Raw genomic sequence first — 24,817 nt, 5'->3', positions numbered from 1 at the left:
ATCTCCTATCCTATGTTTTCAGGTTAGCATCCTTCATTTCCAGTTGCTTCTTCTTTTAAAAATTTAATCAATTTAGAATAAACAGCGATGTTTCTTATCTAGCTGATTATAAATGGTCTAAAAAATTAAAGTAAAACCGGACGAAGTTTTTTTAAAATAATTAATCTGTATACGGTTAAACACACAGTTATTATGATTATCATTGGGTACAGAAGCATTAATGAAACTATAATACCTGAAGGATTGTTGTACCTAAAGGAGTTGTTAAAACAGTACTAATCCTTTAAACAGAATATATGTTGGTGATCAACAATTTTGAAGAATATGAATCGCACCTTGGTAAAGAACTAGGTGTTTCGCAATGGCATACTATAAACCAAGAGCAGATCAATAAATTTGCCGATGCAACCTTGGATCATCAATGGATACACACCGATGCAGAAAAAGCTAAAAATGAAGGGCCGTTTAAGGCAACAATTGCACATGGCTACCTAACCCTATCCTTAATTCCTTATTTATGGAAGCAGATTGCCGACGTACGTAATATTAAAATGGAAATTAATTATGGCATTGAACGCTTTAAATTCGGTCAGCCAATTTTAGTGGACAGCGAAGTGCAGTTAAAAGCAAAATTAAATTGCATCAGCAATTTAAGGGGAATAACTAAAGTCACCATTCAAGCTACACTGGTGATTAAAGACCAACCCAAGCCAGCATATGTTGGTGATGTAGTATTCTTGTATCATTTTATCTAATATCGTCCAATTTCGCAAGGTAATTACCTGTTGGTTTTCGCCCTAGTGGACTTAAGATCTGTCAAATCGGTTTTATTGAATCTGATTTAGCATTCTAACTTTTGAATTATTGCAAACAACTTCATATAAAGTATAACAAAATATTAATTATCAGCTACTTATTTCATTCAAGAAATCCTTTCTAAATAGTGAAAATTAAGCAAGATCAGATTTTAAATGTTTAGCTTAAGTAAACAAATGTTAATTTAAATGTTAACTATTGCTAAACATTTGTTTATAAAAAATACTGCCTGTATATTTGACGACACAGTTCAAAAAAAAAACAAATTATCTAATTTAAAAGAAAGCAATGTACCCTGAAATTAAAATGGTAGTATTCGACATGGCCGGCACTACAGTGAACGAAAACAACCTCGTTTACAAAACGCTAATGAATGCTATAAACACCGCTGGTTTTTCTTATACGCTTGATCAGATTCTTGCTGTTGCAGCCGGAAAGGAAAAGAAAGAAGCCATCAGATCGGTACTTAAGACCTACGAGGGCTCTTTTGATGAAGCAATGGTATTCGATATATACGAAGAATTTATTGGCAAACTGAAGCTTGCCTATGAAAATGAAGAAATATTACCTCAACCTGGTTCAATTGAGCTTTTTGAAAAACTTCGAAAAGAAGGAATAATTTCAGTACTTAACACCGGTTATGATAGGGGAACTGCCGAGTCTATCTTGAACAAACTTGGCTGGAAGGCCGGTACTGATTTCGATACACTTGTTACCGCATCAGAAGTTGGCCAAAACAGACCAGAACCTGATATGATTTTGTTGGCCATGAGCCATCATGGCATTACCGACGGTAAATCGGTGGTTAAAGTTGGTGATTCAAGTATCGATATCGAAGAAGGTAAAAATGCAGGTTGCAGCCTAAGCATTGGTATTACCACAGGCGCGCATACAAAGAAACAATTAGAAGAAGCTAAACCTGATGCAGTAATAGACAATTTAATGGAAGTCTTGGCCATGGTAACCAAGCAGAACTAAATAACTACAATGGCAAGAATGGTCATGAGTGAGATCTGCGTTTATCAAGTTAAAGACGGGAAAATCATAGCTAACGAGTTCTTCTATCGCTTGGTTTAAAACATTAAAAGCCCCGATATCCATCTGGGCTTTTATAATCAACTAACCTAAACTTATAAATACTAACCAAATATTTATGCTGCAAAACTAATGGCCGATTATTAATTCAGTGTTAAATATTCATCATGTGTTATCTAATGCCCCCCCGAATAATTATAAATACGGATGGTAAGGCTTATATTTTCATAGCCAATCAGTAAACGATTATTTTACAGCCCTGGTTGCCTTATCAAAAGACAGCACCAGGTTCTTTTGGTCAACCTGCTTTAAAGGTACTTCATGTACCTTTTTACCCAGGCCTGTAGTAAAATAAACTTCAGCTTTGGCAGTCTCCCCTTTTTCAAGCCCATCCTCAAATAAAGCAATTCCAAATAGGCTACTGTCTACCTTCGACGAGGCCACAATACTCACAGTGCCCAAAGCATAGTTACCATTATTCTTCAGCGTAATAACGCCCTGTTTATAAGTATAACTTACTCCCCTCAACGTTTCCAGATAAGTTTTATTCTTGCTGGTAATATTTTGATAGGTTTGCCCGTAACCTGAAAACCCACAAGTTGCCAGCAGTAAAACAAAAATGATTTTTTTCATGATTTTATAAGGAATAAACAATAGCATAAATATCGCAAAAAGCTTATTATAATTAACCAAAAATAAATTTTGATTATACAAAAATGACGGGCTCCAAAGGGGAGTTACTGAGATACGTTTAACCTAATATTCCCTCTAATATTAACACCATCAGCACTGCTGTCAGCGTGTTAAAAAAATTGACCATATCATTGCCAATTATCCCTTTGCGCTCGAGTATGGCTCCCAGTATAGAATCGGTCAGGTTTCCTACCGTCCCTGCAATAACGATAAAGTAAAAGTTAAAATCCCATCCATATCCCAGTGCATAAATAACAGCGATGGTACAGCTCCCCCCAATACCGATCAACGTTCCTTCCAGACTGATTACCCCATCTAGTCCACAATAGTCGGGCCTGAAAGAAATAATATTAAAAAACCGCCTCCCATAAACCATCCCAAGCTCGGAGGACAGGGTATCTGCAGTAGCTGAAGCAAAAGCTGCCGCCATTGCGGGAAACATTACATAGGCAAACTGGGGATAAAATAGGATCACTACACTCGCAATACCAGCGGCACCGGCATTAGCCAGTACTTGCAACACATTGCGGCCATTTTTAGTTTCTTCTCTTGTGGTAAAGGCCTGTTTTTTATGCTTTTTCCAAGACGTAGCTGCAGAACCCAGAATAAAAAACACGCTCATCATTGCAACACCTGCATAACCAGCAGCGATATAAATAAGACAGGCTAGTATGCCACCCGTAAGAGCAGCCAGAACCGTTAGTTTTTTGGCCAGGATACTATAAGCAATGCCAGCAATGATGATGACAGGCAAAAAGATGCCGCTATTGAACATATCACAAATATATTTGAATTATATTGATGAAAAAACAGATAAGTTTATCTTTATACCTCTTAAAAAATTAACCAGACCAATTAGCAGATAAGCAACAATCTATACACTCCATCTTTTTCAATAGGTGCCCGGTGAACACAAGGCAAACACTGTTTTTCAGGATGATCTACTGCCAGTCTCCATAAATGGCCTACTCCCAGATTTACAGGTATGGCACCTGGTTTAGCTTGGTAATGCAGATCAAAATAATGTTCAGTCAAAAAGCTTTCAAATTCTGCTTCCGTACCGTTATGCAATTCTTTGAGCTTTTGCCTGATCTCCGGTACCCTGACTTTTTGTTCAGCCTCGTTATTGGCTAAAATTTCACTGGCGGCACCATAATAGGTACACAAAAAGGTATCGGTACCAATGGGCGAACGGTCTACATGAAAAGAATATACATCTGTTGAAATGAAATCGAACTCTTCATCCCGGTCATAACTTTTAATCAAATTGAGCGAAGGCGATGCTCCGATATCTGTTAACAGCTTGAAATCACTCAAGATAAGCTCCCTTGCGGCACTACCTTTTTCTGATAGCTTAAGTGCCTGAAGATCTTCCATAGAAACTTCTGTCAGGTCTGCTTTCAATTCAAGTTTGGACACGACTTCATTAAAGTCACCAGCCAGGTCTCTCTGCCAGCAAACTGCGTTTATATCTCCCTTAAAATTCGCATTTAAGAGATGAGAAAAAGTGGAAACAACCACAATCTGTTTACTGTTAGAAAATCTATTATGCATTTCTTAATTAAGCTATTTAGCCGTTATTCATGGCAAAAGTAAGGAATAGCTTTAGAATAGATAAAAAACATGTGCGATCGTAATTATCGATTTGGTGCAAAAGATCGTACCGGCATAGTTTAGAAGCTAGATTAAAAAAAAACCGGACTTTGAAGTGTTCAAAGTCCGGTTGTACCCCGGAAGGGATTCGAACCCCTGACCCACGGTTTAGAAAACCGTTGCTCTATCCAACTGAGCTACCGAGGCTCATTTTTTAATGAGCTGCAAATATAGAAGTTCTATTTAATATGTAAAAATATATTTTAAACTATTTAAAAGGTAATTTTCTATTTCAAATAAGTATTTAAGAACGAAGCAATTAAAATTTAATTCAGGTTAAAAAATTTGATTGCTAATCACAAAAAACAATATTAAGATCCATATTCTATGCTAAAAACATAGAATAAGTTACAAAAAATATGATCAAAAATTTAATTTATGCGTCTTCCCCGTTCCAAATATCATCATCGGCATGCCGAATTTTCTCGTGACTGGCGGTTACATTCTTTAATTCTTCATGATGATAATTTCTTTCAGGATTTTCTGGCAATCCACTGTCGTGATTTAGCGGCACCTTCCGTAAATGCTCAGGTTTCTTAACCTCAGGTAAATCGTCATGTACAACAGAAGGTGTTAAGATCTTTTTCTTGGGGTTGTTGCTGTTTTCCATAATTTTAAGAGACTCAAATTTCAAGCCACAAGCAAAGGTGGGTTAAAATTTCGGGAATTGATGTGTATTTATGTAAGTGTTTGGTGGTTGACGAAAGACGGATACAAGCCTAGCCATTACAAAAAATGCGCACAAATAAATCAGTTTTTATTTGTGCGCATATGTGGTTAAAAAGATCTTTCAACAAGCTCAGGATTGACAAAACGAAGAAAGACAATTAATGAGATTGCTTCGTCGCTCCTCCTCGCAATTGCGATCTAAATTAGTAATTGCCCGTTACTCCTATTTCCAACCCTCTTAATTCGGCCAACCCTCTTAATCTGCCTATGGCCGAATAACCCGGATTGGTTACTTTGGCCAAATCATCCAACATTTGGTGGCCATGATCTGGACGGAAAGGAATTGACTTATCGCGTAATGCATTTTCTTCTGATAAGGCTTTCATGATTTCGTACATATTCACATCGCCACCTAAATGATCTGCTTCGTAAAAACTACCGTCCTCATCTTTTTTAACGTTACGCAAATGCGCAAAGTAAACACGTTCCTTAACCGCATTGAAGATCTCTAAAGCATTATTTCCCATTCCGGCACCCAAAGAGCCTGTACAGAAACAAACACCGTTAAAAGCCTGGTCTACTTCTTTAATGATATAATTAAAATCTTCAAGTGTACTTGCTATCCTTGGCAAACCTAAAATAGCATAGGGAGGATCGTCAGGATGGATGGTCATTTTAATACCTTCTTCTGTACAAACCTCGGCAATAGATGACAAGAAAAATTTCAAATTTTCTTTTAAACCCTGTGTTCCAATGGCTTTGTATTCATTAATACTGTTACGCAAGGTCTCCAGCTCGATTTCTTTTTCGTTAGGAATACCCATTAATACATTGATACGAAGATCTACTAAATCCTGTTCTGTTAAAGTATCATATTTAGCTGCAGCTCTGTCTAAAATAGATTTCGAATAATCTGCTTCTGCCCCTTCCCGTTTCAAAATGTAAAGATCAAAAATAGCCAGATCGATCCAATTAAAATAAAGCGCTTTCGATCCATCGGTCATTTCCAGATCCAGTTGCGTACGTGTCCAGTCTAAAACCGGCATAAAATTATAACATACGATCTTAATTCCACAGGCTGACAGGTTACGCAAAGAGGTTTTATAATTTTCTATATACTGCGCGGCATCTGCCCTACGGGTTTTAATTGCTTCGTGTACGGGAACGCTTTCTACTACTGACCAGGTTAAACCAGCAGCCTCTACAATTGCTTTTCTTTCCTGGATATCGTGCAATGGCCAAACTTCGCCGTGTGGAATATGATGCAGTGCCGTTACAATGCCGGTGGCACCAGCCTGTTTAACATCTTGTAAGCTCACCGGATCGTTCGGGCCATACCAACGCCAGGTTTGTTCTAATTTTTTATATTTCATTATATTTGATTGCCTTGATTTTAATGATTATACAGAATAGCAGTTAATTTTAAACACCAGAAAATGCGGTAAATCCACCATCCACTTTAATATTCTCGCCATTTACAAATTTAGAGGCATCACTTAACAAATATACTAAAGCGCCAATTAATTCCTCCGGGGCCCCAAACCGTTTAAATGGTGTTTTAGAAATAATGGCCTGCCCTCTCGCAGTTAAAGAACCATCCTCGTTGGTTAATAATGCCCTGTTCTGGTTCGTGATAAAAAAGCCAGGTACAATGGCATTCATTCTAATTTTATCCTGGTAGCGGTTAGCTAGCTCAACAGCCATCCATTTGGTATAACTATCAATAGCTGCTTTAGCCAGCGAATAGCCCAATACGCGGGTGAGCGCCTGGGTTGCCGAAACAGATGAGATATTTACAATGCTGCCACCATTCTTGGCTATTTCCTTACCAAAAATCTGTGTTGGCATAATTGTTCCGAACAGGTTTAAATCGAAAGCCTGTTTTAATGCCGGAATATTAAGATCGAAAATATCGCTGCCCGGTTGGATTACCGCTTCGGCCACATTTCCGCCAGCCGCATTTACCAATGCATCAATCCGGCCAAACGCTTTAATGATGGTTGAATTTGCATCAATCAGTTGCTGTTCATTCAACACATCGGCAATTATATAAATTGCTTTACCACCAGCCTCAGTCACATCAGCAACTCTTTGTTTAGCTATTTCTTCGTTTCTTCCAATTACAACGATTGTAGCCCCCGCTGCGCACAAACCGTTAATAAAAGCTTCGCCTAAAACACCTGTAGCACCAGTAACTACTACCACCTTGTTTCTTAGCGAAAACAGGCCTTCTACTTCTTTTACCATTTATTTAGTTCTTTTTTAGTTTATTTATATTTTACCTGCATCTGGTCGTAAAAATCTTTCAGCACAAAAAAGGCTTTCTTTTTCTTGCCTGTTTCACTGATCAATCCTTTACGGTTCCAGAAATTCTGATAAATTGGATGTTGTCTTCTTGGTGACCTGAAATCGGTTAAAATCCATGGAGTCATTCCGCGTAAAGCACCGATTTTACTCAACAGAATAATCTGGTTTTTGTACAATGCCTCCTGGTACTCTTCGCTCCAGCGGGTATTTTCATCAGCGTGGAAACCACCCAAAGCATCGCCACCAAATTCAGTAATTACGACAGGTTTTTTATATTTGATATCGAAATTGTATTTGGTAATTTCAGAAGGGTTACCACCCCAGTACCAGCCTGCATATTCGTTAAAACTAACCAGATCGATTTTTTCGCCTAAAGGATCGTTTAAAATAATATTATTTCCTTCGCGGTGCACCTCTAACGCAGCAGCTACCAAACGGGTATCGTCCAAAGAACGGGCCGTTTCTGCCAAATTGCTCATAAAACTCAAACGGGCATCGCTAAGTGGCGTTTCATTCCCGATTGACCAAACAATTACACTTGCCCTATTTTTATCGCGTATGATTAAATCAGTTAATTGTTTTTTTGCATTGGCATAGGTTGCCGGATTGGTCCAGCTAATTGTCCAGTAAACAGGAACTTCGGCCCAAACCAAAAGCCCCATTTCATCAGCAAGACGGATCATTTCTTCGTTATGCGGGTAATGTGCCAGGCGAACGTAGTTACAGTTCATATCTTTTGCCCATTGCAGCATCATGCGCATATCGCCTTCTGAACGTAAACGGCCAGCTAAAAGCGGGTTTTCGTCATGTAGTGAGATTCCTCTTAAAAAAACAGATTTACCGTTTAACAGAATGCTATCGCCATTAACCTGGATAGTTCTGAAACCAATTTTATCGTTAATATTTTCTTTATCGGTTTTAATATTTACCGCATATAATTTTGGTGTTTCTGGCGACCATAAGCTTAAGTTGTTCCAGATAAATTCGTCTACAATTTTACCTTCGCTATCTGTTTTGTACTTCTTTTCCAGCTTTAGCTCTGGAATGGAAAGTGTAATTTCCTGTCCAGCGGTTGCATCAGCAAGTTTTACCGAAAAGTTTAACAGGTTATTGTTTCCTTTAACGAGCTGAAGCTTGTAATCGCTGATAAAATGTTCAGGAAATTCGGCTAAGTAAACATCTCGTGTAATGCCTCCGTAGTTCCACCAATCGGTATTTACAGTTGGAATTTCATCCTGTTTACGGATATTATCAACTTTAAGCACAAGGGAGTTTTCGCCAACTTTTAAATTATTGGTTACATCGAACTGGAAAGGTGTAAAACCACCTTTGTGTACACCTAGTTTTTTACCATTGAGGTAAACATGTGCTTCATAATTTACTGCACCAAAATACACGAAATATTTTTTCCCTTTTTCGGGTTTTGCATCAAACTTTTTGCGGAGCCAAACATTACCTTCGTAAAGCTCTAATTTTTCCGATTGCGAGTTCCAATCACCAGGAACATTCATTTGTGGCGAATGATCGAAATCATACTCAATCAGCTCCGACTTATCTTTCTGAACTTTATCATCATAATACCCCCCGGTTCCGGTTTTCGACTGATCGAATGGATCGTGACGATAATCATAATAACCGTTTTCGTAAGGATCGATAATATAATTCCATTTACCATTAAGACTCTCGATTTTTCGTCCCTGAATGTTCTGTATAGCGGTAACCTGACCGTAATTGACTGATGGAAAGAGTGAAAAGCAGATTAAAAATACGCTATAGATTGTTTTTAGCATAACTTAAGTTTTAATATTAATTGATCGTTTCAAAACTAACAATTAATTAGCTGACGATGTACCACCCACTTAAATTTGAGCAAAATTAAGTTTTTCATTAATAACGATGGATTTGCCCCAAAAGCATAAGCCTGGTTTTTGGCAACATTTGCTGGCAGCAAGTAATGATTTCATTCTGTTTATTTGGATAGTTTGCGCTAGTGATTACGAATTTAGAGAAGCTCAAAAAATTAAACCTTTTTAAAACAGGTCAAAACGCAACAAAATCCACTGAGACTCATTTCAAACGTTTGAAATAATTGTGTTTTTTTCTTAACTATGCATGGAGATTGGAAAAGATGATGAACAATACACCTGTTACACTAAAATTCTTAGCTGAGAAGTTAAAGATGTCAGTATCAACAGTATCAAAAGCCCTTAACAACTACCCCACCATTAACGAATACACAAAACAACGTGTTCAGGAAATGGCCCGCGATTTACATTTTACACCCAATAAATCAGCTATTAATTTAAAGGAAAAGAGATCGCGCATTATTGGCATTATCTTACCCAACCTTTTAGATCACTTTTTTACCAGAAGTATTTATGGTGTAGAACAATTTGCTACACAAAATGGATACAACGTAATCATCAGTCAATCTCACGATGATCTGGAAAAAGAAATCCAATCTGCAAATATGTTATTACGAAGCCGGGTGGATGGCTTAATTGTGGCCATTTCGAAACACACACAAGATTTTGCACATCTGGACCAGTTCGAAAATATGGGCATTCCGGTGGTGTATTACACCCGAAATCCGAGCTTTAACCTAAGCTGCCACAAAGTATTGGGCAATACTTTCCAGGGCTGTTACCAGGCCACAAAATTTTTAATAGACAGGGGACATCAAAAGATTGCTTATTTAGGCGGTCCGAAAATGATTAATTTTACGCACGATCGTTTTAATGGCTACATCAATGCATTAAAAGATAATCAAGTGCCTTTTTCCTCAGAATTGGTTGCCTACACCGATTTTGATAAAGAAAATACCATCTCAGCAATTAAGAATTTATTTGCCAATCCAGAAAATATGCCCACTGCGCTCGTGGCTTTTAAAGAGCTTATCCTATTCGATGCAATAAAGTACCTGAGATCGATAAACTACCCTAACTTTAACAAAATTGAATGTATAGGATTTGGAAACACTTCTTTCATCAGTTATCTCGATTCACCCCCTATTGCTTCTATCGAAGAAAACCCCGAATCGGTAGGTGAAAATGCGATTAAATTATTGATACAATTAATTAATAAAGAAATCGATATTCAGAATTACCAAAAAATAATGGTCGATTGTAAGCTGATTGTACACTAACAAGTGTTTAGTAGGAGGCGTTTAGCGTGGTATGTGCAACGTCTTATCCAAGCGATCGTCACCCTGAATTTATTTCAGGGTCTATCATGTAAGAAAGATGCTGAAATAAATTCAGCATGACGATTCCTAATAGAAATACTAAAGAAAATTTAAGGCACATATTAATTTAACGACATTGCACTGCCCTTCAATTGATTCCTATGTTTTTCATTATACACAAACGCTGCAACAATCAACAAGCCTGCAACACCTTCAAAAGCAACTACAGTTTGCGTACCAAAAAGATGTGCCAGATACCCCATTAACAAACTACCGATTGGCAATACCCCTTGGTAAGCCATAATATAATAACTTAGCGTTCTACCCCTCATCACATCATCGGCGTGGGTTTGCAAATAGGTATTAATAGATGAAGTTTGAGCCATTAAGCCTAATGCAGCCAAACTGGTACAAATTAAAGCCAGAATAAGTGATGGTGATATAGCCAGTGCCACAACCGAAATAGCCAGCAAAATGCCCGACATCATTACGATTTTCTGCAGGTTTTGCCCCACCTTTAAGGTAGCCATATAAATGGCTCCAAAGAAAGCTCCAAGTCCTGCGGCGCTTTCAAACCAACCAAATGTTGTGGCATTTCCATTAAAAATATCTTTCGCAAAAACAGGTAATAGCGTAGTAAAAGGGATTACCAATAAACTCGATGCAGCCATCATTAATACCATAGAGGCCAAATCTGGAGATGATTTAAGGTAATCATAACCCTTTTTTAGGTCGATCCAGATATTTTCTGTCGATTTTTGATGCTCAGTGAGTTTTAGTTTCATCATCACCAAACAACCTAATACTGCTATAAAGCTTACAAAATTGATCACGAAACAGATATCCTCGCCCCAGGTACTCAAAATTACTCCTGCTAACGCCGGACCGATTAACCTGGCGGCATTAAACATTGAAGAGTTGAGTGCAATTGCATTTGGTAAATCTTCTTTATCATCAATTAAATTTACCATTAAGGATTGACGGGCGGTAACATCAAAAGCATTTACCAAACCCTGAACCAGCGAAAGCGCTGCAATCCAGAACATATCATACACTTTAAACCAGATCATCAAGGCCAAAGCACCAGCTTGTAGCATCAGGATCACCTGGGTAATGATCAATATCTTATACTTATTATGCCTATCTACATAACTACCTGCGTATGGCGCTAACACCAGTGAAGGAATTAAACTCAAAAAGGTAATCAACCCTAATAAAAAAGCCGATCCCGTTAAACGGTATACCAACCAGCTAACAGCTACACGCTGCATCCATGTACCAATTAATGAAATAGCCTGACCTGTAAAAAATAACCTGTAATTGTAGTGCCTTAGCGAACGAAAAATACTCATGTTTAAAATAGTAAAGTAACTTTACAAAAGTACAAAACTCACAGCAAACCAAAAAACATAAAATAGAAAGTTTTATCACTTCAGAATCATAATTCAAACAAAACAGAAACCAACATTAGTTTATCTACAAAATTAAAATCCTATATTTGTAAAGTTTATTTACCAATAAGATGCCTACTCAAACACAAGAAATTGCTGCAAAGTTAAGAAGCACCGTTACCCGCTTAACCAGGCAGTTACGCAAGCAGAATGTAAGTTCAGATTTTAGTAACGCTGAATTATTGACAATGTCGTTACTCGAACAACACGGAAAAATGCTGTCTACAGAGTTGGCAGACATGGAAAGAGTATCAAAACAGGCTATTTCTCAGATCATCAACCGCCTGTTCGATGCCAAATGCGTGGAACGTTTCCCCAGCGAAGAGGATAAACGAAAGGTATTTATTGGCTTAACCAAACTTGGCGAAAAACACATTATTGCCAGTAGAAAAATAAAAGAAGAATGGTTGGCACAAACCATGGAAAAAATCTTTTCTTCAGAAGAAATTAACCTCATACAGGCTTTCCTCCCCCTTCTTTCCCGCTTGGTAGAACACAACGGTACGAGAGTATAGTTTTCTTTTTTCCTTCGCCAAATAAGCCTTATCTTGCAGGCTGAAAATGGCACTGTATTTTACATCAATTAATTCGGGCAGTAATGGCAATTGTTACTATATAGGTAATGATAATGAAGCTGTTTTGGTTGATATTGGCTTAACCTGTAAAGAAGTTGAAACACGGATGAACCGTTTGGGTTTACCGATAAGTAAAGTAAAGGCAATTTTTATCTCGCACGAGCATAGCGACCACATTAAAGGGCTAGCGGTTTTTGCTAAAAAATATAAACTCCCAGTCTACATTAGCACAGCAACCCTAAAAAGCAGTCGGTTAGTTTTGGATGCAGACAATACCTTTTCATTAACTCATCTGCAGCACATTCAGATTGGCGGCCTAAAAATTGCTGCCTTTTCTAAATTTCACGATGCTGCTGATCCTTATAGTTTTACTGTTGAATGTAACGAAGTAAGAGTTGGTGTTTTTACAGATATAGGAAAGGTATGCGACCGATTAATTACGCATTTCAAAAACTGCCATGCCGCTTTCCTAGAGGCAAATTATGATACAGAGATGCTGGAAAATGGCAGGTACCCTTATTTTTTAAAGAGAAGGATTACAAGTGGCCACGGCCACCTAAGTAATGCACAGGCGCTGGAGCTTTTCGTCAACCATAAAGCCTCGTATATGAGTCACTTATTACTAAGCCACTTATCAAAAGATAATAACGACCCAAAGCTGGTTGAAAATCTTTTTAAAAATGTTGCCGGCGATACATTTGTTAAAGTAGCCTCAAGGTATGAGGAAACAGCGCTATATTATGTAAGCAATACCCAAAACACATCTGAAGTCTACAGTTTCGACCCAAGTTTACACCAAGCAGCACAACTCAACTTGTTTTAACATAATAAAGTCAAAAATAACTTGTCGCTTTATCAATTCGGCTACAAAATAGCCTGTTTTAAGCAACAAACCCTTACTGATTTTGCGAAGCGATAATTAACAGCAAATAATTTAATTTTTACAAAAACTTTTTATCTAAACAGGCGTTTTATATAAACTTCATAAATAGTTTGTTTGGTTTATTGGGGCTTATGGATTTAAGCCCCTTTCTCTTAACTATTTTTTCAATTTTAAAAAGGCTAAAATCGCCAACACTTTATTCCATTTAATATTCTAAATTTTTAGTTATATTCGATTGACAATCATCCGGATATAATATTTAAACCTTTAAATAATAAGTTATATGGAGACAAGTAAACTTTCTAAATTCAGTGCCGAATTTCTAGGCACACTCGTACTGGTTTTAATGGGTTGTGGTAGCGCGGTTATAGCTGGCGCAAATGGCACAACCGGAGTTGGCTTATTGGGCATATCTTTTGCCTTTGGCTTATCAGTTACAGCAATGGCCTATGCCATAGGACATATTTCAGGCTGTCACATTAATCCTGCCATTTCAATCGGAATGGTAATAGCAGGCCGTATGAAAATTAGCGAAGCTGCCTATTATATTGTAGCCCAGGTGCTCGGTGGTATTGCTGGCGCATTTATTTTGTTACAGATTGCCTCAGGAAAACCAGAATATTCTTTAGCAGCAAATGGATTAGGCCAAAATGGTTTTGAAGCACTGTCTCCACAGCATTACAGTTTACACGCTGGTTTTATTGCGGAAATTGTACTCACCTTTATTTTCTTATTGGTCATTTTTGGCTCAACATCTACTAAAAATATCAATGGCGGCTTTGCCGGACTAGCAATTGGCTTAAGTTTAACGCTCATCCACATCGTGGGTATCCCGGTAACCGGAGTATCAGTAAACCCTGCCAGAAGTATTGGCCCTGCACTGTTAGTTGGCGGACAAGCATTAAGCCAAGTTTGGCTCTTTATAGTAGCGCCGATTATTGGTGCAGCACTTAGTGCTTTAGTTTGGAAAACCGTTTTGGAGAAAAACTAGGTTAAATAAAAAGATGCAATAGTTTAGGGTTTAGAGGTTAGTATCTAAATGCTAACCCCTAAACGCTAAGCTTTATAAATTTTTAACAATCGCTTCGTCAGTAGGTTTTGTTTTAGAACGGAAACGGTGTACTAACTCTCCTTTTTCGTTGATTAAGAATTTCTCAAAATTCCATTTAATATCGCCCTGCTCTTCAGTATTGGTCTGAGAAGTTAAATACTTGAACAAAGGACTGATATCATCACCTTTAACGCTGCTTTTCTCGGCAAGTAAAAATGAAACATTATACTTCCCGGTACAAAATTCTTTAATCTCAGCATTGGTAGAAAACTCCTGCCCACCAAAGTTACCAGCAGGAAAGCCAATCAAGACCACTTTTTTGCCGTATTCTTTCTGCAGTTTTTCTAAATCCTCGTATTGTGGGGTAAAACCACATTTGGAAGCTGTATTAACAATTAAGATTTTTTTGCCTTTAAATTTCGATAGCTTAATTTCTTTACCATCAATGGTTTTAAAGCTGAAATCGTAAACATTTTTTGGTGGCGACACCAATAAGTTTAATAGGATTAAAATTGTGCTGATCATCGTTTTTTATTTTTATATACGAATATAGTCACAAATCGGTTGCCTTGATGTAATGTGCCTGTAAATTATATGATATCAATAATTAAAGCGTTTAAAGTTTTGCAGCGGTAAGAAAACGAATGGTTTCATCAAAAAATCCTGTTCACCACCTTTTTAATGAAATTTAGATTTAACTGCATTCAAAATAATCAATTCTTTTTTTTCAGAAAATGCAAGTGCAGCAATTCTTGGCAGTTACAGCCCGGCTATCGCTTATAGTCCTCGCTGCGCTGTGGGCTATTCCGCTCTATCCGGTTTAATTAACAACACCTGTTCCTCTTTTGTAGCTTCAGTATAGCACAAAGCTATTAAAACCTCAATAATAGCATCAGCCAGGCCGCTTAAACCCGACCAAAGTAAGATACCGATTTTCTCCGGCAGAAACGAGAGCGGGATTAACCCTAACCCAATCGCATTGATGTTGTTTTTCAAAAACAAAAAAATTAAAACCGAATTAAAAACTTCTTATAAATAGACATATTTAACCTTCATCTAATAAAAAAAATGTATTAAATTCTCTTCAGGTTTGGATTTATGCTTTAATTATAGCTTTATTTGCACAAAAACGTATTTCATGGCCAAAAATTTATTAATCGTCGAGTCACCCGCAAAAGCTAAAACTATAGAAGGCTATTTAGGCAAAGATTTCCTGGTGAAATCTAGCTATGGCCATATCCGTGATTTAGTTAAGGGCGATATGGCGATTGATATCAAGAATAATTTTGCGCAGACCTACGAGGTACCTACTGACAAGAAAAATGTTGTCGCCGAACTAAAAAAACTAGCTAAAGAAGCCGAAATGGTATGGCTAGCATCCGATGAGGACCGCGAGGGGGAAGCAATATCGTGGCATTTATTCGAAACTTTGGGCCTAAAAGTGGAGAAAACAAAACGTATCGTTTTTCACGAAATTACCAAACCAGCCATTTTAAAAGCAATTGATAATCCGCGTGGAATTGATTATAATCTGGTAAATGCCCAACAGGCACGCCGTGTACTAGATCGTTTGGTGGGTTTCGAACTTTCTCCCGTTTTATGGAAAAAAGTTAAACCATCATTATCTGCAGGCCGTGTACAATCAGTTGCTGTACGTTTAATTGTTGATAGAGAGCGAGAAGTTTTAAACTTTAATGCAGCTGCAGCCTATAAAATCACGGCTCAGTTTTCTACTGGCAAAGGAAGAGAAATTGTAAAAGCAGAACTGCCACAACGTTTCGAAAATGAGGCTGATGCTGAAAAATTTCTTCAAGACTGTGTAAATGCAAGATTCGATATTACCAGTTTAGAAACAAGGCCTTCAAAACGTAATCCGGCAGCCCCATTTACCACCTCAACCCTGCAACAAGAAGCTTCGAGAAAATTAGGTTTTTCGGTGGCCAGAACCATGCAGGTTGCACAAAGGCTGTACGAAGCGGGTAAGATTACTTACATGAGGACAGACTCTGTAAACTTATCAGAAACTGCGATTAATGCTGCTGCTACCGAAATTAAATCTGCTTACGGCGATAAATATCATCAGCCAAGGGTATATAAAACCAAATCAGCAGGTGCACAAGAAGCGCACGAAGCCATCCGCCCGACGTATTTCGACAGGCATACTGTAGATGGAGATATTTCAGAAAAACGTTTATATGATTTAATCTGGAAACGTTCAATTGCATCGCAAATGAGTGAGGCTTTATTTGAAAAAACAACTGCTCAGATTACTGCTTCAACCAGAAAAGAACACTTAGTGGCCGAAGGTGAAGTATTAAAGTTCGACGGTTTCTTAAAAGTTTATCTGGAATCTACTGATGATGAAGAAACTGATGAAAAAGAAGGTGGTGCAATTTTGCCTCCTTTAACAAAAGGACAAGAGCTATTTTTAAAAGAAATGCAGGCAACAGAGCGTTATTCGCGCCCGCCAGCAAGATATACAGAGGCTAGTTTGGTTAAAAAACTAGAAGAGCTGGGCATTGGCCGTCCGTCTACTTATGCACCAACCATTTCTACAGTACAAAACCGTGGTTATGTGGTTAAAGAAGATAGAGATGGCAAACAGCGTAATTTTACGGCTATCACTTTAGCCGATGGACAGGTAAAAAAAGAAATCAAATCGGAAATTACAGGTGCGGAGAAATCAAAACTCTTCCCTACTGATATCGGTGAGGTAGTAAACGACTTCTTGGTAGAACATTTCAAAGGTATTGTTGATTTTAACTTCACAGCAAAGGTGGAGAAAGAATTTGATGAAATTGCCCAAGGTTTACAAGAATGGACTAAAATGCTGCACTCGTTTTATAATCCTTTCCACAGTGAGGTAGAAACAACCTTAGAAACTGCTGAACGCGCTACTGGCGAACGCTTATTGGGTACTGACCCTGCTACAGGTAAAAATGTATACACCAAGGTTGGTAAATTTGGACCATTGGTACAAATAGGCGAACTTGACGAAGAGGAAAAACCTCGATATGCCAGTTTAATGCGTACGCAGTCTGTTGCAACCATTACTTTAGATGATGCCCTGGAGCTGTTTAAACTTCCTTTCCAGTTACCTGATTTTGAAGGTAAAGAAGTAGTGATCGGTGTTGGCCGTTTCGGACCTTATGTGAAATGGGGCGAAAGTTTTATCTCGCTTCCTAAAAATGAGGAGCCTTTATCGGTAACTTATGAAAGAGCAGTTGAAATTATCAGAGAGAAAATGGATGCCGATGCACCTATTGCCTTTTATGAAGGTTTAGGCGTTACAAAAGGCAAAGGACGCTTTGGTCCATTTATTAAATGGAACGATCTATTTATCAATATTCCTGCAAAAGGATACGATTTCGATAATTTAACACAGGAAGATATCAATACATTAATTGGCAAAAAAATAGAGAAAGAGGCCAACAGGTACATTAAAACCTGGGAAACCGAAAAAATATCTATTGAAAATGGCCGTTGGGGACCGTTTATCCGCTTTGGTAAACTGATGCTCAAATTGAGGAATAACGAGGCTACCAAGCAAAAATATACACCAGAGGAATTGGCTGATATTGATTTGGAAGTAGTTAAAAAGATGATTGTAGAGCAGGTTCCTAATGCTTTTGAAACGAAGAAAAAAGCACCGGCAAAGAAAAAAGCGCCTGCTAAAAAGGCTGTAGCTAAGAAAAAATAAAAATAAAGTCGGCATGCTGAACTTGTTTCAGCATCTTTTAATACAAGACGCTGAAATAAATTAAGCGTGACGACAAATAGTAATTATGAAAGCAGATTTACCTGAAAATATAGTTGAAGATATTGCAATGGCTGTTGTATTAATGGGCGAAACACCTGAAGTAAAAAGCTGGACGGTTTATCTCGTTAATTTAAAAAACGAACCCATAACCAATGTTTTAATCAGCTCTAAAGGTTATGGCGAAAAAGATGGAAAGCAGGTAAAAACTTCTGTGTTAAGGCACTTCGTTGGTGATATGGAAGCACATTCTTTTGCAGGCGTGGAAGCCATTGATCCTGAAGTTTTTGGCCTAACCAACGAATATTGGCTAAGCTATTACATGGGCAATACCATTTACGACAAAAAATTTATATTCCTGCCCGAAAGCATCATCGATTCTAATCTGATCAAAATCCCATTGGTAAACAGACCTGGGGTAATGATCAAATAATCTTAAATCACTAGTATTTGATTACCGACTTAAGACTCAAGACTGGGATCTGAACTAAGGCACTTTAACCGCCTGTCTGCCAAGCAATTTCCAGCCTGCCTTTTCTTTGCTCCATATTAAAAGGATATACAATTTCACATTCCCGGGAACATTTTTATCGTTTGTTTTAGCATTTAGGGTATGCCTGACCAAGGCGGTTTTATTCTGAATAATAACAGATTGATCCGTTAAATTGATATCTACAAAATCAGATTCTCCAGAAAGTAACGAATGCATAAATTCCTGTTTAGTCTGTATTTTTCCACTCGAATGGCCGTAGCTTAAATTATTAAGCACAATCTTATCGAGAGCTGCACTATCTGGGCTTACCATCAGTTTGGTCAATAGCGTAACTGCATTTTCTACTTCAGCTTTCTGTGCAAAACAAAAATTAGTTGAAATTAATAGGCCCGAAAAAATCAAAAGTTTCTTTATCATATCTGGTTGTATTGGGGTTGACGCTGTAAACTTATCCAAAACCATGCAAAGGAACAAACCATAAACGTTAATTTTCAACATAATCTATTTTAAGGTGAATTTTAGTTAATTTTCGGATGGAATATACCATTTGGGGTTACAAATGATAATTGCGGCACATCTATTGCTTTTACCGCAACATTATTCCCATTTATATTAACGAATTTCAAACATGGAACAACCATCTACCTACCAGTCATCCTCCAAAAAGAAATTTATCTTCATCGGATTACTTGCTGTTTCTATAGCGGCGATTGTATTTATCTATTTCAATAGAAAGAAAAAAAATCATGAAGAAAATCAGGCCTATGCTAAATACATTGAAGCCTATACCTCTGGAACCATTTCTAAAAAGAGTTTTATTAGAGTTCACCTCGCCAATGCGGCAACAGGTATGCAGGATCTGGGCAAAGCAGATACACGCGAACTTTTCGACTTCTCTCCTTCTATCTCAGGCAAAACCTATTGGATAGACCCCCAAACGGTTGAATTTCGACCTGATGAAAACCTCAAGCCGGGCAAAAACTACGAGGCTACCTTTAAACTTTCGGAAGTATCTGCCACAGAAAAAGGTCTTGAAGATTTCGACTTTGAGTTTAAAGTAATTACCCCGGGGTTAATGCTTTCTCAAAACGGATTGGTTTCGCAGAATAATACTGCGCTAGACTACATGAAATTAACTGGCGAAGTGGCCACTGCCGATGTGGAAGAAACCAGCAAAATAGAGAAAGCGGTTTCAATGGATTTTGACCAAAAATTAAAAATCAAATGGCAGCATGATCCGGCAAAAAACACCTCGAAATTTACTATCGACAGTATTAAAAAAACCGGAAACGATCAAACTTTAAAAATAGATTGGGACGGCGATGCTATTGATGCTGAACAAAAAGGAACCGTAGAAGTGCGTGTTCCGGCAATAAATAAATTCGAAATCCTGGACATGAAGGCTATTCAGGGCGAAGAAGATTACGCATTGGTACAGTTTTCTGAACCGATTGGCGTTGGCCAGGATTTAACGGGCATGATAACACTCGGCAATCTGAGCGATCTAAGATACACCATTGATGCCAGTCAGGTTAAAGTTTATGCAGCAGAAGAACTTAAGGGCAATTATGCGCTGAATGTAAATGCGGGCGTTGAGAATATTAATGCCAAAAAACTGGCTAATGGCAAAATGGCCAACCTTGTTTTCGAAGATAAATTACCATCGGTTACCATAGCTGGTGCAGGTACGATTTTACCCAACTCCGGAAAGCTGGTTTTACCTTTCGAAGCGATTAATTTAAAGGCTGTTGATGTTACGGTAATTAAAATTTACGAAAACAACATACCGCAGTTTTTCCAAACCAATAGCTATAAAGATGGTAACGAACTGCGTAGGGTAGCTAAACCTATTCTGCAAAAAACAGTGCGATTAGATGAAGATAAGGCACTTAACCTCCATAAAAAGAACCGTTTCACCCTCGATCTTGACAAGATGATCCGTACAGAGCCTGGTGCAATGTACAGGGTTACCATTGCTTTCAGGCAGGAATACAATGCCTACAATTGTAAAACCGGAGAAGAAAAAGCCAATGGTAGTGATGATGATGCTGAATATGGAGATTATGAAGGTTATGGTGAAAAAATTGATGAGGACGATGATTTCTGGCAGCGTTACAATAATTATTACCCACCAAATTACAGGTGGAATGATAAAGATAATCCATGTACACCATCGTTTTACACCAACCAGCGCTGGGCCAGCAGAAACTTAATTGCTTCAAATATAGGTTTGGTAGCCAAACGCGGTAACGATAACAGCATGCTCATTGTGGCAACCGATTTATTAACCGCAAAACCATTAAGCGGTGTAAACCTTGAATTGATGGATTACCAAAAACAGATCATTTTTACGACAAAAACTGATGGTGATGGTTTTGCAAGTTTTGACCTAAAACGCCAGCCTTTCTTATTGATCGCAAAAAATGGTTCAGAACGTGGCTATCTTAAATTAGACGATGGAAGCTCACTGCCTTTAAGCAGGTTCGATGTGGGTGGCGATGTAGTTCAAAGTGGCTTAAAAGGTTTTATTTATGGAGAACGCGGCGTTTGGCGACCAGGAGATAGTTTATTTGTTTCTTTCGTTCTGGAAGATAAACTAAAAAAACTTCCTGCCAATTATCCTGTAACCATGGAGTTCTATAATCCCAAAGGTCAGCTTTACAAAAGATTGATCAATGGCAAACCTTTAAATGGATTCTATACCTTTAAAACCGCTACAGAAAGTACTGCTCCTACCGGCAACTGGATGGCCAAAGTTAAAGCAGGTGGAGCTACTTTTACCAAAACCTTAAAAATTGAAACCGTAATGCCAAACCGCTTGAAAATTGATTTCAACGTTGGTAATAGAACATATTTAAGCGCTGGAACATCAGCCGCTACACTATCTGCCAAATGGTTATTCGGTGCCGTTGCACAAAACTTAAAAGCAAAGGTTGATGTAAACTTAAACACTACCGAAACCAAATTTAAAGGCTTTGAAGGTTTTAGTTTTGATAACCCTACGGTTAACTTCCAATCGCAGGTTAAAACCATTTTCGAAGGTACTTTAAACCAGAACGGTACAGCTCAGATTAACACCAACCTCAATGAAAACAATACCGCTCCTGGTGTATTAAGGGCAAACTTTACCACCAAAGTTTTCGAACCAGGGGGTAATTTCAGTATCGATAATTTTAGTATACCTTATCATGTGTATAACAGTTATTTAGGTATTCGGCCCGAAAAAGGCGACCGTTTAAGCGGTATGTTAGTTACTGGGAAAGAGCATAAAGTTGAAATTGTAAATGTAAATACCGATGGAAAACTGTTAAGCGGTACCAAAACCGTTCAGGTTGAATTATATAAAACGCAATGGCGCTGGTGGTGGGAACAGGATGACCAGTATACTTATGCCAACTTTACCCAAAACCAATATAACAAACTGGTAGAAAGTCATCAGGTAAACTTATTCAACGGAAAGGGAAGCTGGAACTTACGTGTTGACGAACCAGAATGGGGCCGTTATCTGATTTTAGTACGCGATGTAAATGGTGGACATGTTACCGGAAAATCTGTTTATATAGATTGGCCGGGCTGGGCACAGCGCGAACAGGGCAGCAACCCAACAGAGGCGTCTATGTTATCTTTCACTGCCAATAAAGAAAAATTCACGGTTGGAGAAGATATTACCTTAACCATACCAACAGGCAAAAATGGAAGAGCATTAATCTCCATTGAAAATGGAAGCCGGGTATTAAAAACCTTCTGGGTAGATACCAAAGCCGGACAAACGCAATTTAAGTTCAAAGCGGAGAAAGAGATGGCACCTAATGTTTTTGCCAATATCACTTTATTACAGCCGCATGCACAAACGGTAAACGATTTACCAATCAGGATGTACGGCGCTATTCCTCTTTCGGTAGAAGACCCGCAAACCATCCTAAAACCAACCATAAAAATGTTGGATAAAATCAAGCCTGAAACCGAAAACACCATCACAGTTGGTGAACAGAACGGCAAAGCAATGACCTATACCATTGCCCTCGTAGATGAAGGTTTATTAGACTTAACACGTTTTAAAACACCTGATCCACATGGTGCATTTTATGCCCGCGAAGGTTTGGGTGTAAAAACATGGGATTTATTCGACTATGTGTTAGGCGCATGGGGAGGGAATTTAGAACGCATTTTAAGCATTGGTGGTGATGGTAGTATCAACAAGAACTTAAATCCAGCAAAAGCCAACCGTTTTAAAGCAGTGGTTAAATTTATGGGGCCATTTACCATTGGCAAAGGCGAAAGTAAAACACACAAGTTTAAATTACCACAATATATTGGTGCGGTAAGGGCTATGGTAGTTGCCGGACAGGATGCCGCATATGGTTTTACCGAAAAGTCGGTTCAGGTTAAAAAGCCGTTAATGGTTTTGGCTACTTTGCCAAGGGTTATCGGTCCGGGAGAAAGTTTCACCTTACCAGTAACCGTTTTTGCCACAGAGAATAACCTAAAAAATGTATCAGTACAACTTCAGGCAAGTAATTTAATTGTTCAAGGCACTAACAAACAGCAGCTTTACTACAAACAAACAGGTGAACAAATGACCTATTTTGAAGTTAAAGCACCAAACACAGTAGGTATTGCCAAAGTAAAAGTGATTGCGCAAAGTGGCGCTGAAAAAACAGTTTATGATGTGGAAATGGATATCAGAAATCCAAATCCTTACGTAACTAATGTGGTATCAGCAACTGTTCAACCGCATACCATATGGGCTGTTAACTATTTACCAATCGGTATGACGGGAACAAATTCTGGTTCACTAGAGGTCTCTTCTATCCCTGCAATCAGCCTTGGCAAAAGGTTGAGTTATCTTATTCAATACCCGCATGGCTGTATAGAGCAGACTACCTCGGGTATATTCCCCCAATTATTCCTTGATAGATTAAGTCCGTTGAATGAACAACAAAAAGCAACTACAGAGAAAAACATTAAAGCCGGAATAAACCGAATTAAAGGCTTCCAGACTACAGATGGTGGTTTGTCTTACTGGCCTGGAGAAGGCACTTCTGATGAATGGGGAAGCAATTATGCCGGTCATTTCTTGGTTGAAGCACAAAATGCTGGTTATACCCTTCCTGTTGGTCTTTTAGATGAGCTATTGCGCTATCAAAAATCAAAAGCAGCAAACTGGGCACCGAACAGTAATAATTTTTATGGAGGAGACTTATCCCAGGCCTATCGTTTGTATATGCTTGCCTTAGCTAAAAAACCTGAAATGGCAGCAATGAACCGTTTAAAAGCTTTTGAATACTTATCAATCGCTGCAAAATGGCGGTTGGCTGCTGCTTATAAATTGGCTGGTCAAAATGATGTTGCCCAAAATATGATCAGAGGTTTAGATACATCCATTCAGGCTTACAAACAATTGGGTGGAACTTATGGCTCGAATGTACGTGATGAAGCTATGATTTTAGAAACCCTAACCCTACTTGGTCAGAAAGCAAAAGCCGCAAGTTTATTACAGCCATTAGCTGCAAAATTAGGCGAAAATACCTGGTACAGCACACAAACAACCGCTTATAGCTTGTTGGCTATCGCTAAATTCTGTGGTTCAAATCAATCGGCAAATAAACTGCAATATCAGTATATACTGGATGGAAAATCGGCACCTGTAAGTTCAAATCAATACATCAACAGTACACCTGTAACCTTTAAAGGAAATATGGCTTCAGTTACCAACAATGGCAATAATGTACTGTTTGTTCGTTTGGTTTTAGAAGGACAACCAGTTGCAGGTCAGAATAACTTTTTGCCAAACCGACCAGAGGTATTGGATATGAGCGTGACTTACAAACGTTTAAACGGTAAAGTACTGGACCCGACAACTTTAAAGCAAGGAACAGATTTCTATGCAGAAGTAACTGTAAAAAATCCTGGCAGAATGGGCTATTATGAACAAATGGCGCTAACACAGATTTTCCCTTCAGGTTGGGAAATTATCAATACCCGTGTAAATGACAACCAGAGTATTTTAGCTTCATCACCTTTTACTTATCAGGATATTAGGGATGATCGCGTTTTCACTTATTTTAATGTAAGGGAAGGCGAAAGCTTGGTTTATAAGGTATTGCTTAACGCATCTTATCTCGGCAAATATTATTTATCGGCTGTTCAATGTGAAGCAATGTACAATAACGATATTTCGGCAACTGAAGCTGGTAAATGGGTGCAGGTGGTGAAGTAGAATAAAAAATTAGTTTAAACCTTGCAGGTT

General features: G+C 38.2%; 20 protein-coding genes and 1 tRNA gene. 9 read left to right on the top strand and 12 right to left on the bottom strand.

The window, feature by feature from the left end; all coding sequences use genetic code 11:
• Nucleotides 1–296 precede the first annotated feature (296 nt).
• Together FHT21_RS07295 and FHT21_RS07290 are read left to right on the top strand one after the other, a co-directional pair.
• Nucleotides 297–755 (top strand): MaoC family dehydratase, encoded by a 459-nt coding sequence (locus FHT21_RS07295; RefSeq protein ID WP_167294051.1) that lies wholly within the window; start codon nt 297–299, stop codon nt 753–755.
• Between the two features lie 349 nt (nt 756–1,104).
• Nucleotides 1,105–1,794, top strand: coding sequence for a phosphonatase-like hydrolase (locus FHT21_RS07290; protein ID WP_208398885.1), 690 nt, complete (start codon nt 1,105–1,107; stop codon nt 1,792–1,794).
• 303 nt (nt 1,795–2,097) lie between these two features.
• On the opposite strand, the gene FHT21_RS07285 is transcribed toward FHT21_RS07290, so the two are convergent.
• From FHT21_RS07285 to FHT21_RS07250, 8 genes are all read right to left on the bottom strand, one after another.
• Nucleotides 2,098–2,484, bottom strand: coding sequence for a hypothetical protein (locus FHT21_RS07285; protein ID WP_167294050.1), 387 nt, complete (start codon nt 2,482–2,484; stop codon nt 2,098–2,100).
• A gap of 118 nt (nt 2,485–2,602) precedes the next feature.
• Nucleotides 2,603–3,319, bottom strand: a complete 717-nt coding sequence (locus FHT21_RS07280; protein WP_167294049.1) for a DUF92 domain-containing protein — start codon at nt 3,317–3,319, stop codon at nt 2,603–2,605.
• 80 nt (nt 3,320–3,399) lie between these two features.
• A complete protein-coding gene (locus tag FHT21_RS07275; RefSeq protein ID WP_167294048.1) occupies nt 3,400–4,098 on the bottom strand; it encodes a DUF1826 domain-containing protein in 699 nt (232 codons plus the stop codon).
• 172 nt (nt 4,099–4,270) lie between these two features.
• Nucleotides 4,271–4,344, bottom strand: a tRNA-Arg gene (locus FHT21_RS07270).
• A 229-nt stretch (nt 4,345–4,573) separates the two neighbouring features.
• Nucleotides 4,574–4,807, bottom strand: coding sequence for a hypothetical protein (locus FHT21_RS07265; RefSeq protein WP_167294047.1), 234 nt, complete (start codon nt 4,805–4,807; stop codon nt 4,574–4,576).
• 262 nt (nt 4,808–5,069) lie between these two features.
• Nucleotides 5,070–6,239: a mannonate dehydratase gene (uxuA, locus tag FHT21_RS07260; RefSeq protein WP_167294046.1), complete on the bottom strand. Its 1,170-nt coding sequence runs from the start codon at nt 6,237–6,239 to the stop codon at nt 5,070–5,072.
• A 49-nt stretch (nt 6,240–6,288) separates the two neighbouring features.
• Nucleotides 6,289–7,113 (bottom strand): SDR family oxidoreductase, encoded by an 825-nt coding sequence (locus FHT21_RS07255; protein WP_167294045.1) that lies wholly within the window; start codon nt 7,111–7,113, stop codon nt 6,289–6,291.
• A 20-nt stretch (nt 7,114–7,133) separates the two neighbouring features.
• Nucleotides 7,134–8,963 (bottom strand): glycoside hydrolase family 2 TIM barrel-domain containing protein, encoded by a 1,830-nt coding sequence (locus FHT21_RS07250; protein WP_167294044.1) that lies wholly within the window; start codon nt 8,961–8,963, stop codon nt 7,134–7,136.
• Nucleotides 8,964–9,301: 338 nt separating this feature from the next.
• On the opposite strand from FHT21_RS07250, the gene FHT21_RS07245 reads away from it, so the two are divergent.
• On the top strand, nt 9,302–10,318 hold the full coding sequence (locus tag FHT21_RS07245; RefSeq protein ID WP_317169942.1) for a LacI family DNA-binding transcriptional regulator: 1,017 nt from the start codon (nt 9,302–9,304) through the stop codon (nt 10,316–10,318).
• Between the two features lie 161 nt (nt 10,319–10,479).
• On the opposite strand, the gene FHT21_RS07240 is transcribed toward FHT21_RS07245, so the two are convergent.
• Nucleotides 10,480–11,709: an MFS transporter gene (locus FHT21_RS07240; protein WP_208398884.1), complete on the bottom strand. Its 1,230-nt coding sequence runs from the start codon at nt 11,707–11,709 to the stop codon at nt 10,480–10,482.
• Between the two features lie 170 nt (nt 11,710–11,879).
• On the opposite strand from FHT21_RS07240, the gene FHT21_RS07235 reads away from it, so the two are divergent.
• From FHT21_RS07235 to aqpZ, 3 genes are all read left to right on the top strand, one after another.
• Nucleotides 11,880–12,323: a MarR family transcriptional regulator gene (locus tag FHT21_RS07235; protein WP_167294043.1), complete on the top strand. Its 444-nt coding sequence runs from the start codon at nt 11,880–11,882 to the stop codon at nt 12,321–12,323.
• Nucleotides 12,324–12,369: 46 nt separating this feature from the next.
• Complete coding sequence (locus tag FHT21_RS07230) at nt 12,370–13,206, top strand: MBL fold metallo-hydrolase (RefSeq protein WP_167294042.1); 837 nt, start codon at nt 12,370–12,372, stop codon at nt 13,204–13,206.
• 343 nt (nt 13,207–13,549) lie between these two features.
• Nucleotides 13,550–14,257, top strand: coding sequence for an aquaporin Z (aqpZ, locus tag FHT21_RS07225; protein ID WP_167294041.1), 708 nt, complete (start codon nt 13,550–13,552; stop codon nt 14,255–14,257).
• A 72-nt stretch (nt 14,258–14,329) separates the two neighbouring features.
• Here aqpZ and FHT21_RS07220 read toward each other — a convergent pair whose 3' ends face one another.
• Together FHT21_RS07220 and FHT21_RS07215 are read right to left on the bottom strand one after the other, a co-directional pair.
• Nucleotides 14,330–14,842, bottom strand: a complete 513-nt coding sequence (locus FHT21_RS07220) for a glutathione peroxidase (protein WP_113947247.1) — start codon at nt 14,840–14,842, stop codon at nt 14,330–14,332.
• Nucleotides 14,843–15,118: 276 nt separating this feature from the next.
• Nucleotides 15,119–15,313 (bottom strand): hypothetical protein, encoded by a 195-nt coding sequence (locus tag FHT21_RS07215; protein WP_167294040.1) that lies wholly within the window; start codon nt 15,311–15,313, stop codon nt 15,119–15,121.
• Between the two features lie 142 nt (nt 15,314–15,455).
• Here FHT21_RS07215 and topA point away from each other — a divergent pair, with 142 nt between their 5' ends.
• Together topA and FHT21_RS07205 are read left to right on the top strand one after the other, a co-directional pair.
• Nucleotides 15,456–18,017, top strand: a complete 2,562-nt coding sequence (gene topA / locus FHT21_RS07210; protein ID WP_167294039.1) for a type I DNA topoisomerase — start codon at nt 15,456–15,458, stop codon at nt 18,015–18,017.
• An 85-nt stretch (nt 18,018–18,102) separates the two neighbouring features.
• Nucleotides 18,103–18,507: a hypothetical protein gene (locus FHT21_RS07205; RefSeq protein WP_167294038.1), complete on the top strand. Its 405-nt coding sequence runs from the start codon at nt 18,103–18,105 to the stop codon at nt 18,505–18,507.
• A 54-nt stretch (nt 18,508–18,561) separates the two neighbouring features.
• On the opposite strand, the gene FHT21_RS07200 is transcribed toward FHT21_RS07205, so the two are convergent.
• Nucleotides 18,562–19,065: a nuclear transport factor 2 family protein gene (locus FHT21_RS07200; RefSeq protein ID WP_223833650.1), complete on the bottom strand. Its 504-nt coding sequence runs from the start codon at nt 19,063–19,065 to the stop codon at nt 18,562–18,564.
• A 130-nt stretch (nt 19,066–19,195) separates the two neighbouring features.
• Here FHT21_RS07200 and FHT21_RS07195 point away from each other — a divergent pair, with 130 nt between their 5' ends.
• Nucleotides 19,196–24,787, top strand: coding sequence for an MG2 domain-containing protein (locus FHT21_RS07195; RefSeq protein ID WP_167294037.1), 5,592 nt, complete (start codon nt 19,196–19,198; stop codon nt 24,785–24,787).
• Nucleotides 24,788–24,817: the final 30 nt, after the last annotated feature.

Origin of the sequence: Pedobacter sp. SG908 (assembly GCF_011759615.1) — a bacterium.
GTDB classification, from domain to species: domain Bacteria; phylum Bacteroidota; class Bacteroidia; order Sphingobacteriales; family Sphingobacteriaceae; genus Pedobacter; species Pedobacter riviphilus.
Note: the sequence above shows the minus strand (reverse complement) of the source record. Positions and strands in the feature narration are given on the sequence as shown.

What these genes read in the sequence shown, in the direction of transcription:
- topA (WP_167294039.1), top strand. Translation starts at nt 15,456, where the DNA reads ATGGCCAAAAATTTATTAATCGTCGAGTCACCCGCAAAAGCTAAAACT.
- FHT21_RS07205 (WP_167294038.1), top strand. Translation starts at nt 18,103, where the DNA reads ATGAAAGCAGATTTACCTGAAAATATAGTTGAAGATATTGCAATGGCT.
- uxuA (WP_167294046.1), bottom strand. Translation starts at nt 6,239, where the DNA reads ATGAAATATAAAAAATTAGAACAAACCTGGCGTTGGTATGGCCCGAAC.
- FHT21_RS07200 (WP_223833650.1), bottom strand. Translation starts at nt 19,065, where the DNA reads ATGTTGAAAATTAACGTTTATGGTTTGTTCCTTTGCATGGTTTTGGAT.
- FHT21_RS07220 (WP_113947247.1), bottom strand. Translation starts at nt 14,842, where the DNA reads ATGATCAGCACAATTTTAATCCTATTAAACTTATTGGTGTCGCCACCA.
- FHT21_RS07250 (WP_167294044.1), bottom strand. Translation starts at nt 8,963, where the DNA reads ATGCTAAAAACAATCTATAGCGTATTTTTAATCTGCTTTTCACTCTTT.
- FHT21_RS07255 (WP_167294045.1), bottom strand. Translation starts at nt 7,113, where the DNA reads ATGGTAAAAGAAGTAGAAGGCCTGTTTTCGCTAAGAAACAAGGTGGTA.
- FHT21_RS07265 (WP_167294047.1), bottom strand. Translation starts at nt 4,807, where the DNA reads ATGGAAAACAGCAACAACCCCAAGAAAAAGATCTTAACACCTTCTGTT.
- FHT21_RS07285 (WP_167294050.1), bottom strand. Translation starts at nt 2,484, where the DNA reads ATGAAAAAAATCATTTTTGTTTTACTGCTGGCAACTTGTGGGTTTTCA.
- FHT21_RS07290 (WP_208398885.1), top strand. Translation starts at nt 1,105, where the DNA reads ATGTACCCTGAAATTAAAATGGTAGTATTCGACATGGCCGGCACTACA.
- FHT21_RS07280 (WP_167294049.1), bottom strand. Translation starts at nt 3,319, where the DNA reads ATGTTCAATAGCGGCATCTTTTTGCCTGTCATCATCATTGCTGGCATT.
- aqpZ (WP_167294041.1), top strand. Translation starts at nt 13,550, where the DNA reads ATGGAGACAAGTAAACTTTCTAAATTCAGTGCCGAATTTCTAGGCACA.
- FHT21_RS07245 (WP_317169942.1), top strand. Translation starts at nt 9,302, where the DNA reads ATGATGAACAATACACCTGTTACACTAAAATTCTTAGCTGAGAAGTTA.
- FHT21_RS07275 (WP_167294048.1), bottom strand. Translation starts at nt 4,098, where the DNA reads ATGCATAATAGATTTTCTAACAGTAAACAGATTGTGGTTGTTTCCACT.
- FHT21_RS07230 (WP_167294042.1), top strand. Translation starts at nt 12,370, where the DNA reads ATGGCACTGTATTTTACATCAATTAATTCGGGCAGTAATGGCAATTGT.
- FHT21_RS07195 (WP_167294037.1), top strand. Translation starts at nt 19,196, where the DNA reads ATGGAACAACCATCTACCTACCAGTCATCCTCCAAAAAGAAATTTATC.
- FHT21_RS07240 (WP_208398884.1), bottom strand. Translation starts at nt 11,709, where the DNA reads ATGAGTATTTTTCGTTCGCTAAGGCACTACAATTACAGGTTATTTTTT.
- FHT21_RS07295 (WP_167294051.1), top strand. Translation starts at nt 297, where the DNA reads ATGTTGGTGATCAACAATTTTGAAGAATATGAATCGCACCTTGGTAAA.
- FHT21_RS07235 (WP_167294043.1), top strand. Translation starts at nt 11,880, where the DNA reads ATGCCTACTCAAACACAAGAAATTGCTGCAAAGTTAAGAAGCACCGTT.